The sequence below is a fragment of the Sphingomonas sp. jy18 genome, from assembly GCF_056931895.1.
The window spans coordinates 243,030-256,213 of record NZ_JBXPBT010000004.1 but is presented as its reverse complement, the minus strand read 5'-3'; the positions used below and the strand labels follow the sequence as shown (position 1 = coordinate 256,213).

Annotated in this window: 14 protein-coding genes; 9 read left to right on the top strand and 5 right to left on the bottom strand. The window is 65.4% G+C overall.

Translation table 11 applies throughout. The features are described 5' to 3' along the window. Positions 1-49: 49 nt before the first annotated feature. From AC0QC4_RS12030 to AC0QC4_RS12005, 6 genes are all read left to right on the top strand, one after another. The gene (locus AC0QC4_RS12030; RefSeq protein ID WP_483660139.1) at positions 50-1,222 is read left to right on the top strand and encodes an acyltransferase family protein; all 1,173 of its coding nucleotides are present in this window, start codon (positions 50-52) and stop codon (positions 1,220-1,222) included. 158 nt (positions 1,223-1,380) lie between these two features. After that, positions 1,381-1,947: an HNH endonuclease gene (locus AC0QC4_RS12025; protein ID WP_483660138.1), complete on the top strand. Its 567-nt coding sequence runs from the start codon at positions 1,381-1,383 to the stop codon at positions 1,945-1,947. A gap of 92 nt (positions 1,948-2,039) precedes the next feature. Next, positions 2,040-2,666 carry a LabA-like NYN domain-containing protein gene (locus AC0QC4_RS12020; protein ID WP_483660137.1) on the top strand — a complete coding sequence of 209 codons (627 nt, stop codon included), beginning with the start codon at positions 2,040-2,042 and terminating at the stop codon, positions 2,664-2,666. Positions 2,667-2,874: 208 nt separating this feature from the next. After that, on the top strand, positions 2,875-4,086 hold the full coding sequence (locus tag AC0QC4_RS12015) for an LL-diaminopimelate aminotransferase (RefSeq protein WP_483660136.1): 1,212 nt from the start codon (positions 2,875-2,877) through the stop codon (positions 4,084-4,086). Between the two features lie 24 nt (positions 4,087-4,110). Further along, a complete protein-coding gene (locus AC0QC4_RS12010) occupies positions 4,111-4,509 on the top strand; it encodes a gamma-glutamylcyclotransferase family protein (RefSeq protein WP_483660135.1) in 399 nt (132 codons plus the stop codon). Next, positions 4,506-4,973, top strand: coding sequence for a DUF2721 domain-containing protein (locus AC0QC4_RS12005; protein WP_483660134.1), 468 nt, complete (start codon positions 4,506-4,508; stop codon positions 4,971-4,973). Before AC0QC4_RS12010 ends, AC0QC4_RS12005 begins: the two co-directional genes overlap by 4 nt. Positions 4,974-4,998: 25 nt before the next feature. Here the strand turns inward: AC0QC4_RS12005 and AC0QC4_RS12000 are convergent, their stop codons facing one another. From AC0QC4_RS12000 to AC0QC4_RS11980, 5 genes are all read right to left on the bottom strand, one after another. Next, positions 4,999-5,655 carry a hypothetical protein gene (locus tag AC0QC4_RS12000; protein ID WP_483660133.1) on the bottom strand — a complete coding sequence of 219 codons (657 nt, stop codon included), beginning with the start codon at positions 5,653-5,655 and terminating at the stop codon, positions 4,999-5,001. A gap of 88 nt (positions 5,656-5,743) precedes the next feature. Beyond that, positions 5,744-6,166: an RrF2 family transcriptional regulator gene (locus AC0QC4_RS11995; protein ID WP_483660132.1), complete on the bottom strand. Its 423-nt coding sequence runs from the start codon at positions 6,164-6,166 to the stop codon at positions 5,744-5,746. Between the two features lie 37 nt (positions 6,167-6,203). Then, complete coding sequence (locus AC0QC4_RS11990) at positions 6,204-7,367, bottom strand: CaiB/BaiF CoA transferase family protein (RefSeq protein ID WP_483660131.1); 1,164 nt, start codon at positions 7,365-7,367, stop codon at positions 6,204-6,206. Then, positions 7,364-7,891, bottom strand: a complete 528-nt coding sequence (locus tag AC0QC4_RS11985; RefSeq protein ID WP_483660130.1) for a GNAT family N-acetyltransferase — start codon at positions 7,889-7,891, stop codon at positions 7,364-7,366. Before AC0QC4_RS11985 ends, AC0QC4_RS11990 begins: the two co-directional genes overlap by 4 nt. A gap of 112 nt (positions 7,892-8,003) precedes the next feature. Continuing rightward, a complete protein-coding gene (locus AC0QC4_RS11980; RefSeq protein ID WP_483660129.1) occupies positions 8,004-9,188 on the bottom strand; it encodes an acyl-CoA dehydrogenase in 1,185 nt (394 codons plus the stop codon). A 209-nt stretch (positions 9,189-9,397) separates the two neighbouring features. On the opposite strand from AC0QC4_RS11980, the gene AC0QC4_RS11975 reads away from it, so the two are divergent. The 3 genes from AC0QC4_RS11975 to AC0QC4_RS11965 all read left to right on the top strand — a co-directional run bounded on the left by AC0QC4_RS11975 (position 9,398) and on the right by AC0QC4_RS11965 (position 13,160). Beyond that, positions 9,398-9,934: a hypothetical protein gene (locus AC0QC4_RS11975; RefSeq protein ID WP_483660128.1), complete on the top strand. Its 537-nt coding sequence runs from the start codon at positions 9,398-9,400 to the stop codon at positions 9,932-9,934. A gap of 139 nt (positions 9,935-10,073) precedes the next feature. Further along, on the top strand, positions 10,074-11,849 hold the full coding sequence (pabB, locus tag AC0QC4_RS11970; RefSeq protein WP_483660127.1) for an aminodeoxychorismate synthase component I: 1,776 nt from the start codon (positions 10,074-10,076) through the stop codon (positions 11,847-11,849). A 105-nt stretch (positions 11,850-11,954) separates the two neighbouring features. After that, the gene (locus AC0QC4_RS11965) at positions 11,955-13,160 is read left to right on the top strand and encodes a pyridoxal phosphate-dependent aminotransferase (protein WP_483660126.1); all 1,206 of its coding nucleotides are present in this window, start codon (positions 11,955-11,957) and stop codon (positions 13,158-13,160) included. Positions 13,161-13,184 lie beyond the last annotated feature (24 nt).

Here is a 13,184-nt window from a genome sequence, read left to right as displayed (position 1 = left end):
GACTGGCTCTTAACCGCTCCTTACCCCCTGCTGGCGCAAGGAGCCGGTGATGGAGCAGGACAGCGGCATGACCCGGCAGCGCCACTTCGGCCTGGACTGGCTGCGGATCGGCGCGTTCGCGCTGCTGATCGGCTATCATGTCGCCATGGCCTATTCCCCGCATGCGTGGGTGATCAACAGCCACCATCGCTTCGGCTGGCTGGCCCATGCGATGGAGGCCATCGCGCCATGGCGGCTGATGCTGCTGTTTTTGGTGTCAGGCTATGCATCGGCCATGCTGCTCGCCCGGCTCGATGGCATTGCCGCGTTCATGGCGCAGCGCAGCCGCCGCTTGCTGATCCCGCTGATCTTTGCCGTCGCGGTCATCGTGCCGCCGCAAAGCTGGGTGCGGCAGGTGGCGGGGCACGGCTATGCCGACAGCTACCTCCATTTCTGGCTGGGCGACTATTTCCGCTTCGGCCAACGCGCCGGGGAGACGCTGCCGCACTGGGAGCATCTGTGGTTCGTCGGCTATCTGTGGCTGTATACCGCCGGGCTGGTCGCACTGCTGGCGCTCGGTGCCAAGTTGCAGCTGCCGGACTGGCTGCGTCGGCCTGCGCTGCTGCTTGCCCTGCCGATAGCGGGACTGGCCGGCGGAAGGCTGTTGCTCGATGCAACCATCGGCACCGACCATGGACTGTTCGACGACTGGCTGGGACATCTGCATTATATCCCGCCCTTCATGCTGGGCTTCGTGCTGGCGCGCGACCGCAGCCTGTGGACGACGCTGCATGCGTGCCTGCCGATCGCCGCCGCGATGGCCGCAGTGCTGTTCGCTACCGTGCTGGCCATCGAGATCGACACGCCGGACAAGCGGCTGTGGTCGGATGCGCAAATGATCCTGTTCGAAAGCGCCGACAGCGGCTTTGCCTGGGCGATGCTGCTGATCCTGCCGGTGCTGGCCGACCGGTTCCTGAACCATGACCATCGTTGGCGCCGGCCGCTGTCGCAGGCAGTGTTCCCCGCCTATATCATCCACCAGACCGCCATAGTGATGCTGGTATACACCCTGCGCGATCGGGGACTGCCGGCTGCCGCCGAAGCCATGCTGGTTCTGGCGGGCACGGTCGCCGCCTGCGGGGCGACCTGGGCGTTGGCCCGAAGCAACAGGTGGGCCGGAATGGTCCTGGGCTATGAGGCGGCGGGCGTACATAAGCCTTCGGCGCTACCGCTCACCGCATGAAGCGCCACAAGGGGACTTGAGGCTACAACATATTGTGCCCTGCCCTGCGCAATCCCCCTTGACGTCATGATTCCCGATGCGCTGTAAAGAGGCTGTCACAGCGGCGTGGCACTCCCGCCGCAAGAGGACGCACCTGGGAGGCAGCGCGCGCGACGGCCATGTTCCATCCTGACCTCATCCGACATCCCGAACAATGCCCGGCGCTGGTCCTCAATGCAGACTATACGCCGCTCTCTTACTACCCGCTGAGCCTCTGGCCCTGGCAGACCGCCGTAAAGGCGGTCTTTTTGGATCGGGTGGACATCGTCGACACCTATCAGCGCGAGATTCATTCGCCGACGCAGACCATGAAGATCCCGTCGGTGATCGCGCTGAGGCAGTATGTGAAACCGTCCGAATATCCGGCCTTCACCCGCTTCAACCTGTTCCTGCGTGACCGCTTCCAGTGCCAATATTGCGGCAGCCACAAGGATCTGACGTTCGACCATGTCGTGCCCCGCCGCCTCAACGGCCGGACCACTTGGGAAAACGTCACCACGGCCTGCTCGCCCTGCAATCTCAAGAAGGGCGGCCGCACGCCCAAGCAGGCGCATATGCATCTGCACGAGACGCCCTACCGGCCGACCAGCTGGCAGTTGCAGGACCATGGACGGCGCTTCCCGCCCAACTATCTGCACGATAGCTGGGTCGACTGGCTCTACTGGGACGTCGAATTGCAGGCCTGAGCACCGGGGGGGGGACTGCCCTCTTTTCATTTGGCGCTGGCCGCGCCATTCTGGGGATCTTTCCTACGTGATTGTCCTCAGGAGCCATTGTCATGCGCACGCTGATTTTCGTCGACGAAGCCAATTTCCAGAAAGGCGCGAGGGCCGCAGGCTACCGCCCAGACATCGTCGCATTGCGCAACTGGCTGCGCGACGGCGGGCGGCGGCAGATTGTCGAGATGGTCGTCTATCTGGGCCTCCCTCCCGAACGGCGACCTGACGACATGCCCGAGAACTGGGCCCGCGCCTATGACAGCAAGCACCGCTTGCGGATGGCGCTGGAGAACCATGGCATCATGGTCATCGCCTGGCGCGGCAAGCAGCTGTTCGGCTACGAGCCGCCGCGCTTCGGCGCCAACATCGACATGCTGATGGCAATGGACGCGCTGGAATTTTCCATCGAGGCGCGGCCGGACGTGGTCGTGCTCGTCACCGGGGACGGCGATTTCTCCTACCTCGCCACCAAATTGCGCCGCCGCGGCATCCGCGTCGAGGCCGCCGCCCTTCCCGGGACGATGTCCGCCGAACTCAAGCGCGCGGTCAACCAGGCAATCGACCTCAAGCCCTTCTTCCGCGAGCTGGAACCCGACGTCACCGAAGGCCAGCGTCACATCGACGATGATGACGACGACGATGATTGGGACGACGAAGACGACGACTGGGACGACGACGAGGATTGAGGCTCGTCGCCCTGGCGTTGGCGGGGAGGATTTGTGCTGGCGCAATTCCGGCGTATAGCCCCGGTACCTGACCAATCCCGGTCAGGGCCCCGCCGCTGACGCTACAGTCAGCCAAGGGCGAACATACCAGCCGCCAGCGCCTGCGCTGGGGGAAGGTCAGAGGAAAACTGCCGCCAGCGCCTGCGCTGGGGGAAGGTCAGAGGGAAAAATGTCCGACGAATTCTACCGCATGAAGCGCCTGCCGCCCTATGTCATCGCTGAAGTCAATGCGATGCGGGCCGCCGCGCGGGCTGCGGGAGAGGACATCATCGATCTGGGCATGGGCAATCCCGATCTGCCCCCGCCGCCGCACGTCATCGAGAAGCTGTGCGAAGTGGCGATGAAACCCGATGCGCATGGCTATTCCGCGTCCAAGGGCATTCCCGGCATCCGCAAGGCGCAGGCGGCCTATTACCAGCGCCGCTTCGGGGTCGATCTCGACCCCGACAGCGAGGTGGTGATGACCATGGGATCGAAGGAGGGCCTTGCCAGCCTGGCCACTGCGATCACCGCGCCGGGCGACGTGGTGCTGGCACCCAACCCCAGCTATCCCATCCACACCTTCGGCTTCATCATCGCCGGGGCCACCATCCGCAGCGTGCCCACCACACCCAATGAGGACTATTGGCGCAGCCTCGAGCGGGCGATGGCCTACACCGTGCCGCGCCCGTCGATCCTGATCGTCAACTATCCCTCCAACCCCACCGCCGAGACCGTCGACCTCGCCTTCTACGAGCGGCTGGTCGCCTGGGCGCGGGAGAACAAGGTGTGGGTGCTGTCCGATCTGGCCTATTCCGAGCTTTATTTCGACGGCAACCCGACCCCGTCGATCCTGCAGGTGCCGGGCGCCAAGGATGTCGCGGTCGAGTTCACCTCGCTCAGCAAGACCTTTTCGATGGCCGGCTGGCGGGTCGGCTTCGCGGTCGGCAACCGTCAACTGATCGCCGCGCTGACGCGGGTCAAAAGCTATCTCGACTATGGTGCGTTCACGCCGATCCAGGCCGCGGCCTGCGCCGCGCTCAACGGGCCGCAGGATATCGTCGAGGCCAACCGGTTGCTCTACCACAAGCGCCGCGATGTGCTGGTCGAAAGCTTCGGCCGCGCCGGCTGGGATATTCCGGCACCCAAGGCATCGATGTTCGCCTGGGCCCCGCTACCGCCCGCCTTCAAGGACATGGGCAGCCTTGAGTTCTCCAAGCAGTTGCTGACCGAAGCCGGCGTCGCGGTAGCGGCGGGTGTCGGCTATGGCGAAGAAGGCGAAGGCCATGTCCGCATCGCCATGGTCGAGAATGAGCAGCGCATCCGGCAGGCCGCGCGCAACATCAAGCGCTGGTTCCAGTCGCGCGGGGTGAACAGCGCGGGCGCGAGGGATGCGGCCTAAGGCGCAGCGGAAATGGCGCGGCTCATGACTGACATGACGCAACTCGCCGTCTACGGCACCCTGCGCCCGGGCGGGCGCGCATACGCCGCCTTTCGCCTGGCCGAGCGTACGCGCCATGTCGGCCCGTGCCGCATTGCCGGGCGCATCGTCGACCTGGGTGGCTACCCCGGGCTGGTCGCCGGAGAGGACGCGGTGGCCGGCGATCTGCTCGCCTTCGACGATCCGGCGCTGCTCGACGAGCTCGATGCCTATGAAGGCGACGGCTATGCCCGTGCCACCGTGCGGCTGATCGAACCGGCCGGCGAGGCGCTGGTGTGGCTGTGGCAAGGCAGCATCGACGGCGCGGCACCGGTGCCGGGCAATGACTGGAGCCTGCGCGTCAGCGAGGAAATCGACCCCGGCACACCGGCGGATCGGCGATGATCGCGGAAACCATCCAGCTCAGCCTCGCCCCGGCCTTCCTGCTGGTGGCGACCGGCAGCATCCTCAACGTCATCACCGGGCGCCTCGCCCGCGTCATCGACCGCGCGCGCACCCTGCAGCAGCGCCATGCCGAGACCGAGGGGCTGGAGCATGAACGGGTGGTCACCGAACTGCGTCGGCTCGACCGGCGGATGACAGTGATCAACTGGTCGATCGCGCTGTGCGTCGCCTGCGGAATCGTGGTGTGCGTACTGGTAGCGATGATCTTCTTTGCCGGCAGCGGACGCGACGGACTGGGCGTGCCGATTGCCGCCGCCTTCATCATCGCCATGCTGCTGCTGATGGCCGGGCTGGTCGCCTTCCTCCTCGAGGTGCGGCTCGCCATCAAGACCATCCACGTGCCGATGGAACTGCTCGAACGCGAGGATGCCGAACGCAAGCGGCGCGGGCTGCTCGGGCTCTGACACCACCCTGCGCCAAAGCAGCCGATCAGTTGCCGTGATTGAGCGTGCCGTCCTTCCTGATGCGCACCAGCTTCATGCCGATGTTCCCGGTGACCCCGGACAGATCGAGCGTCACGTTGGTGGTTTTCGACAAACCGAGACTGGCACCGACGGTCAGGAATTGCTTGATGGCACTGCCCTTGCCGCTGAACTCGAAGTTTCTGCTGGCCTTGTCGGTGCCGATGAAGCTCCAGTCTTCGGCGCCCAGACTCTGCTCGACAATGAAATACTTATCGTGCTTCCAGCGGGAGTCGCCTGCCAACTGGGCGGCGATGGCGATCATGTTCTGGATTGAGTCGCCGGTTAGTTTCGGCGTCTTGGCAATGAATTCGGTTTCGCCATTGAATTCATATTTCACCTTGGCCTCGATATCCTCGGCAATTGCCTCGATATTGGTCACTTCCGCACCGAGCTGAAATATCGACTGTCGCGTTTTGGTCGAGCGCAGATTGACTCCGTTGATCGGCGCATGGGCGGCAATCCGGGGCTCGATGCCGAAATCGGCCAGCGACCCGCCTTCGCTGAAGCCACCATCGCGGCGGACCAGGATATCCCCGACGGTGATCGGAGAGCCCGGCAACCAGACCGCCCTTGCTCCGATGGCATTCCTCAAGGCGCTATCGAATTTCTTTTGCAGCGACATGGCCACCTCCCTCGCTCACTCGAGCCTACGCATAGACGATGCACCAGCAATCGGACGTGATGTTTGTCACGTTGCCGGAAACGGCCGGTCAGTCGTCGGCGATGGCGATCGGATCGGCCAGAGTCAGCCGGTCGAGCACCGCTGCGGTTTCGTCGCGCACCAGCAGCATCAGCGACCGCAGCCGGCATTCTTCTTCGGGCAGGCAGTTCTTGCAGGTTTCGCTGGCAAAGCGGCTGGCGCAGGGCACCAGGGCCAGCGATCCACGCGTCAAACGGACAATGTCGCCATAGCGCACATCGACCGGCGGCACGCCGAGCCAATACCCGCCATCGCGCCCGCGCATCGACGCGACGATGCCCGCGCGCGCCATCTCGGAGAGAATGACGGTCAGGAACTTGGCCGGGATATTCTGCTTTTCTGCTATCGCGGTAAGCTGGATCGGCCCCTCGCCATAATGATCGGCGAGATGCTGGAGCGCGCGGATCGTGTAGCGGGTTTTCTGCGACAGCATTGTCTACCTATGGGCGCGACATTGTGTCAGTGCAACGTCACGTGGACGAAAAACCGGTCACTGTGGCATCGTCGCAACCCAGCACCGGCGCAGCGCGCCCTTCGGCCAGCGTCGCGTCGGAAAAACGGATCGGTGCGCGCATACCGGGGAAGCGGCGGCCATCGGCAGCGATGCTTTCCACCACCATGCCACGCGCCACCAGATGCGGATCGGCCAGCGCCTGGTTGACCGTGTTGATGGGACCGGCGGGCACATTGGCCGCCTCCAGCGCGGCAAGCAGCTCGTCGCGCTTCCACTGGCGGGTGGCAGCGGCGATGGCGTCCGTCAGCGACGCCCGATGCTCGATGCGCCCGCCGTTGGTGGCATAGCGCGGATCGTCCCGCTCTGCCGCGAGCCCCAGCACGTCGCAGCAGCTTCGGAACTGGCTGTCGTTGCCGACGGCGAGAATGAACCAGCCGTCGCTGACCGGGAACACCGCATAAGGCGCTACATTGGGGTGGGCATTGCCCATCCGCGTCGGATGCGCACCGAACAGCGCGTTCATCGCCTGGTTGGCGAGCACCCCGGTCATCACGTCGAGCAGCGCCATGTCGATATGCTGGCCGGTGCCGGTGCGGGTGCGCATCAGCAGCGCAGCCTGGATAGCCACCGTCGCATACATGCCGGTGAAGACGTCGGCAAAGGCAACGCCAACCTTCTGCGGCTCGCCTGATGGGTCGCCGGTCAGGTCCATAAGGCCGGACATGCCCTGCACGACAAAGTCGTAGCCAGGGCGCGGGGCATAGGGGCCATCCTGCCCGAAGCCGGTGATCGAGCAATAGATGAGGCCCGGGTTGCGCGCGGACAGGCTCGCATAATCGAGGCCATATTTGGCAAGCCCGCCGAGCTTGAAATTCTCGATGAGGACATCGGCGTCGGCCGCCAGCGCCGTGACGCGGGCGATGTCGTCAGCATTGGTGAAATCGGCGATGATGGTTTTCTTGCCGCGGTTGCAGCCATGAAAATAGGCGCTGTCGCGGCTGCCGTCCGGATTGTCGACAAAGGGCGGCCCCCAGGTGCGGGTATCGTCCCCCGCCGGGCTTTCGACCTTGATGACTTCCGCGCCCAGATCGGCCAGCAGCTGCCCCGCCCAGGGTCCGGCGAGGATACGGGCGAGTTCGAGCACCTTGATACCGGCGAGCGGGGTGCGGGGGTCGGTCATGCCAGTGGTGCCTCGATGGCATAGACCAGATGGTCGCGCACCACGCCGGCCATCGCAAAGCGCTCGATGCGACCTTCGATCAGCCGTCCGCCGATCTTTTCCATCGCACGCCGCGAGCGCAGATTGTCCTCGCCGATGTAGAAGACCACCCGGTCGAAATGCGCGAGCGCGTGCGCGATCATCAGCGTCTTGACCTCGCGGTTGGTGGCGCCGCCCCAGTGGCTGCGGGCAAGGAAGGTCCCGCCGATCTCTATCTCTCCGGGCTCGACCTTGCGCGCATCGAAGCGGCTGTGGCCGATCACCCGGCCGCCATCGTTGGTGCGGATGGTGAGCGCACCGCCGCTCGACAAATTATCCTCGAAATAGGCGCGGAAAACCGGCTCCTGCCAGCGGTCCGAAGCGGGGTGCCCGGCCCACAGTTCGCGGTCGGCAGCGACCGCGAACTGTTCGGGCCAGTCGGCTTCGACGGTCGGCGACAGCGTCACCGTCGGGCCGACCAAAGTCGGCTGCATGTCGAAAGACACCCTCATTGCTCCCTCGTCATTGCGAGCGCAGCGAGACAATTCAGGGCGGTTTGCGCCGACCCTGGATTGTCTCGCTGCGCTCGCAATGACGGAGTGAAGCATGGATTCAGCATCAGAACGCGGCAATCCCGGTCACCGCCCGACCGAGGATCAGTGCGTGGACATCATGCGCGCCCTCATAGGTGTTGACCGTTTCCAGATTCACCATGTGGCGGATCACCTGATATTCTTCCGAAATGCCGTTACCGCCATGCATGTCGCGCGCGGCACGGGCGATATCTAGCGCCTTGCCGACATTGTTGCGCTTGACGATCGAGATCATGTCCGGATGGAAGCGGCCTTCATCCATCAACCGGCCGACGCGCAGCGACGCTTGCAGGCCGAGCGCGATGTCGGTCAGCATGTCCGCCAGCTTTTTCTGGTAAAGCTGGTTGGCAGCGAGCGGCTTGCCGAACTGGTGGCGGTCGAGCCCATATTGCCGCGCCGCGTGCATGCAGAATTCCGCCGCACCCAGCGCACCCCAGCTGATGCCGTAGCGCGCGCGGTTGAGGCAGCCGAACGGGCCCTTTAGCCCCTGCACATCCGGCAGCAGCGCCTCTTCACCCACTTCGACATCGTCCATCACGATCATGCCGGTGGTCGAAGCGCGCAGGCTCAGCTTGCCCTCGATCTTGGGTGCGGACAGCCCCTTCATCCCCTTTTCCAGCACAAAGCCGCGAATGCCGCCGCCGTGCGCCTCGCTCTTGGCCCAGACAACGAAGACGTCTGCGAAGGGCGCATTGGAAATCCAGGTCTTGCTGCCATTGAGCACATAGCCGCCCTCGACCCGCCGCGCGACGGTGCGCATGCCGGCGGGATCGCTGCCCGCATCGGGCTCGGTCAGGCCGAAGCAGCCGATCAGCGTGCCGGCGGCGAGGCCGGGCAGATATTTGCGGCGCTGTTCCTCCGAGCCATAGGCATGGATGGGATACATGACGAGGCTGGACTGCACCGAGGCCATTGACCGATAACCCGAATCGACGCGCTCGATCTCGCGCGCGATCAGGCCATAGGCGACATAGCTGGCGCCGGCACCGCCATAGCTTTCAGGAATGGTGGCACCGAGCAGCCCGGCCTGGCCCATCAGCGGGAACAGTTCGGGCGCGTCGACTTCCTCCCGGAACGCCTTGATCACACGCGGTTGCAATTCCTCCTGCGCAAAACCGTGCGCGGCATCGCGGATCATCCGCTCCTCTTCGCTCAGCTGGTCCTCCAGCAGAAAGGGATCCGCCCAGTCGAAACTGCCCATGCCCGCCATTTCCATGTTCCTTGCGTGTGCCGGGGTCTCTCTCGCCCCTGAAATGCGGTGCCTGTTGCCAGCCTGTAGCGCGGGCGTCTAGCCCCAGCACACCACGGGAAAATCCCGTAGCCCTGAGCTTGTCGAAGGGCGTCAGGCAGTTACGCGAAACGCCCTTCGACAAGCTCAGGGCTACGAGTTATGACCGCGCCAAAAGGGAGATCATTGTCATGGCCCGCTTCACTGCTGCTCTTCTGGCCGCAATCCTCATTGCCAGCCCCGCGACGGCCCAGGACGATGACGACGCCCCGCGCCGGGTGCCGCTGATCCAGCAGCTTTACGACTGCCGCAGCATCACCGACCCCAACGAGCGGCTTGCCTGTTACGACCGGCAGGTCGCCGCCATGGAAACCGCCGAGGGCGCGCGGGACATCCGGATCGTCGACCGCGAGGCGGTGCGCGAGACACGGCGTGGTCTGTTCGGCTTCAGCCTGGGCAACCTCAACATCTTCGGTGGCGGCGACGACGATGAGGAAGAGGCAGAGGCGGTCACCCAGATCGATTCGACGATCACCGGCATCGCCACCAACAGCGAGGGCAAGTTCGTCTTCACCCTCGCCAACGAGCAGCGCTGGCTGCAGACCGACCCCCCGCGCGGGCGGCGGCCGCAGGTGGGGATGACGATCACCATCCGGCGCGGCACGCTGGGCAGCTATCTGGCCAACATCAACGACCGACCGGCCGTTCGCGTGCTGCGCCAACAATAGTGCATCACGCTTTTGGCGGTGCCGCGATACTTTCAGTCGTCAGCCCCGCGAAGGCGGGGATCCATCGCCCGTCGGTGCAATCTGGCACCACCAACAGCTGGATTCCCGCCTGCGCGGAAGTGACGAAGGGTTAGAGACCATGGCCTCTTCGATTCACGCTTCGCAGCCGTTCGTGCTGCTCGACGATGCGCGGGTGGAGGGTGCCGTCGATGCGCGGCTGTTGTGCGATCCGCTCGACATCGCTGTCGCATTGCAGCCCGACGAACTGCCCGCGTTGCTCGCCACGCTCGACCGGTGGCAGGCGGACGGTGCGCACGCCGCCGGCTTTCTTGCCTATGAGGCCGGCCATGCGCTCGATGCCAAGCTGGCCCCGCTGGCGGCACCGCTGCCCGATGGCTGGCCGCTGGCCTGGTTCGCACGCTTTGCCCGGTGCGAGCGGCTGCCATCGGATGCCGTGCCTCGATTGCTGCCCGACCCTGCCGGTGCATGGGTCGGCATGCCCGAACCGCACATCGGTTTTGCCGACTATGCCGGGATGATCGAGGAGGTGCTGGAGCATATCCGCGCTGGCGACATCTATCAGGCCAATGTCACCTTTGCCGCATCGGTGGCTATCGCCGGCGATCCGCTCGCCGTCTACCGGCGGCTGCGCACCTCCGCCCGGGCGGGCTATGGCGGAGTGGTGTGGACGGGAACGCACTGGCTGCTGTCGCTGTCCCCCGAGCTGTTCTTTTCCCTGCGTGAAGGGCATATCGTCGCCCGGCCGATGAAGGGCACCGCCGCCCGGCTGCCCGATCCCGTCGCCGACACGGCCGCGCAGGCCGGCCTCGCCGGCGACCCCAAGCAACGCGCCGAGAATCTGATGATCGTCGATCTGATCCGCAACGATCTGTCGCGCGTCGCCGCACCCGGCAGCGTGGCGGTGCCGGCACTGTTCCGGGTCGAGAGCTATCCGACCATCCACCAGATGGTGTCCGACATTTCGGCGACGATCCCCGAAGGAACCGGCATCGGCACAATCCTGTCGGCCATCTTCCCGTGCGGATCGATCACCGGCGCGCCGAAACTGAGCGCGATGGCGATCATCGACCGGCTGGAGCAGGCACGGCGCGGCGCTTATACCGGGTCGATCGGCTTCATCGCACCGGGCGGTGAAGCGGCGTTCAACGTCGCCATTCGCACGCTGGCGTTGCGCGACGGCGCGGGTTGCGCCACCGTGGGGCTGGGCTCAGGCATCGTCGCGGACAGCAATGCGGCGGCGGAATGGCAGGAATGCCTGGCCAAGGGGGAATATATCCGCGTGGGCCGCGACAGCTTCGACCTCATCGAGACGATGCGCTTCGATCCGCTCGATGGCGTCATACGGCTCGACCACCATCTCGAACGGCTGGGGACGAGCGCCCGCACCTTCGGGTTCGCCTTCGACCGCCATTTGATCCGCAACCGGCTGCAACAGGCGAGCTTCCGGCAGAAGACCCCGGCGCGCATTCGCCTGCGCCTCTCGCCCGCCGGCAACATCGCCGTCGCGCTTGACCCGCTGCCGCCGATGCCGGACGCGCCGGTACCGGTCGCAATCGTGCGCCTGCCGGTCACTTCGGCCGATTTCCGGCTGCGCCACAAGACCAGCGACCGCGCCTTTTACGATAGCGCGCGCATCCGATCGGCCGCGTTCGAGACTCTATTCGAGGATAGCGACGGCTTCCTGACCGAGGGCAGTTTCACCACCCTGTTCGTCGAGCGCGATGGCATGCTGCTGACGCCGCCGCTGGCGCGCGGCTTGCAGGCAGGGGTGCTTCGCGCCGAGTTGATCGCGCAAGGCCGCGCGGTCGAGCACGAGGTGCGGCGCGAGGATCTGGCGGGCGGCTTCCTGATCGGCAATTCCCTGCGCGACCTGATTCCCGCAACTTTGTTGTGAGAATGGCCCCGCTCACGCTTGCTGCATTGCATCATCGCCGGTAAGGCCCGCCGCGTTGCAGCGCCCGGCCTGTGCTTGCGGGCGCGCCCCTGAGGACCTTTGCCGATGACCCGCCTGTCGACCGCCGTGAACCGCATCCAGCCCTCTGCCACGCTGGCGATGACCCAGCGCGTCGGCGAACTGAAGCGGGCGGGCATCGACATCATCGGCCTGTCGGCGGGCGAGCCCGATTTCGACACCCCCGATTTCGTCAAGGAAGCGGCGATTGCCGCCATCCGTTCCGGCAAGACCAAATATACCGATGTCGGTGGCACCCCGGAGCTGCGCGCAGCCGTTGCGGCGAAGTTCCTGCGCGACAACCGGCTGACCTATTCGACCGATCAGGTGATCGTCAGCGTCGGCGGCAAGCACACGCTGTTCAATGCGCTGTGCGCCACCGTCGATGCCGGTGACGAGGTGATCATCCCCGCGCCTTACTGGGTAAGCTATCCCGATATCGTCGCTTATGCAGGCGGCACGCCGGTGTTCATCGCGGCCGGCGCGCGTCAGGGTTACAAGATCAGCCCGGAACAGCTCGAGGCCGCGATCACGCCGGCGACGCGCTGGCTGGTCCTCAACTCGCCCTCGAACCCGACCGGGGCCGCCTACAGCGCCAGCGAGCTTGCCGCGCTGGGCGAGGTGCTGCGCCGTCACCCCCAGGTGCTGATCCTGACCGACGACATGTACGAGCATGTCTGGTACGCCGACACGCCCTTTGCCACCATCGCCGAGGTGTGCCCCGACCTTTACGAGCGCACGCTGACGGTCAACGGCTGCTCAAAGGCCTTTGCCATGACCGGCTGGCGCATCGGCTTTGCCGGCGGCCCGCAGTGGATCATCAAGGCAATGGCCAAGCTGCAGTCGCAGTCGACCTCCAACCCCTGCTCGATCGCGCAGGCGGCGGCCACTGCGGCGCTCAACGGTCCGCAGGATTTTCTGGAAGAGCGCAACATCGCCTTCCAGCAGCGGCGCGACACGGTGGTGGCGATGCTCAACGACGCGCCGGGGCTCGATTGCCCGACGCCGGAAGGCGCCTTTTATGTCTATCCCGATGCGTCGGGCTGCATGGGCAAGACCACACCCGATGGCACGCTGATCGACAGCGATTCGGCGCTGATCGACTATTTCGTGGACAGCGCCCGCGTCGCAGCGGTGCCCGGCCATGCCTTCGGCCTCTCGCCCGCGTTCCGCATCAGCTATGCGACCTCGCTCGACATTCTCGAGGAAGCCTGCCGGCGCATCCAGCGCGCGTGTGCCGCGCTGAAGGGCTGACGGCGGCGCCATTCACGCCTCGCT

What these genes read in the sequence shown, in the direction of transcription:
- AC0QC4_RS12030 (WP_483660139.1), top strand. Translation starts at nt 50, where the DNA reads ATGGAGCAGGACAGCGGCATGACCCGGCAGCGCCACTTCGGCCTGGAC.
- AC0QC4_RS12025 (WP_483660138.1), top strand. Translation starts at nt 1,381, where the DNA reads ATGTTCCATCCTGACCTCATCCGACATCCCGAACAATGCCCGGCGCTG.
- AC0QC4_RS12020 (WP_483660137.1), top strand. Translation starts at nt 2,040, where the DNA reads ATGCGCACGCTGATTTTCGTCGACGAAGCCAATTTCCAGAAAGGCGCG.
- AC0QC4_RS12015 (WP_483660136.1), top strand. Translation starts at nt 2,875, where the DNA reads ATGTCCGACGAATTCTACCGCATGAAGCGCCTGCCGCCCTATGTCATC.
- AC0QC4_RS12010 (WP_483660135.1), top strand. Translation starts at nt 4,111, where the DNA reads ATGACTGACATGACGCAACTCGCCGTCTACGGCACCCTGCGCCCGGGC.
- AC0QC4_RS12005 (WP_483660134.1), top strand. Translation starts at nt 4,506, where the DNA reads ATGATCGCGGAAACCATCCAGCTCAGCCTCGCCCCGGCCTTCCTGCTG.
- AC0QC4_RS12000 (WP_483660133.1), bottom strand. Translation starts at nt 5,655, where the DNA reads ATGTCGCTGCAAAAGAAATTCGATAGCGCCTTGAGGAATGCCATCGGA.
- AC0QC4_RS11995 (WP_483660132.1), bottom strand. Translation starts at nt 6,166, where the DNA reads ATGCTGTCGCAGAAAACCCGCTACACGATCCGCGCGCTCCAGCATCTC.
- AC0QC4_RS11990 (WP_483660131.1), bottom strand. Translation starts at nt 7,367, where the DNA reads ATGACCGACCCCCGCACCCCGCTCGCCGGTATCAAGGTGCTCGAACTC.
- AC0QC4_RS11980 (WP_483660129.1), bottom strand. Translation starts at nt 9,188, where the DNA reads ATGGCGGGCATGGGCAGTTTCGACTGGGCGGATCCCTTTCTGCTGGAG.
- AC0QC4_RS11975 (WP_483660128.1), top strand. Translation starts at nt 9,398, where the DNA reads ATGGCCCGCTTCACTGCTGCTCTTCTGGCCGCAATCCTCATTGCCAGC.
- pabB (WP_483660127.1), top strand. Translation starts at nt 10,074, where the DNA reads ATGGCCTCTTCGATTCACGCTTCGCAGCCGTTCGTGCTGCTCGACGAT.
- AC0QC4_RS11965 (WP_483660126.1), top strand. Translation starts at nt 11,955, where the DNA reads ATGACCCGCCTGTCGACCGCCGTGAACCGCATCCAGCCCTCTGCCACG.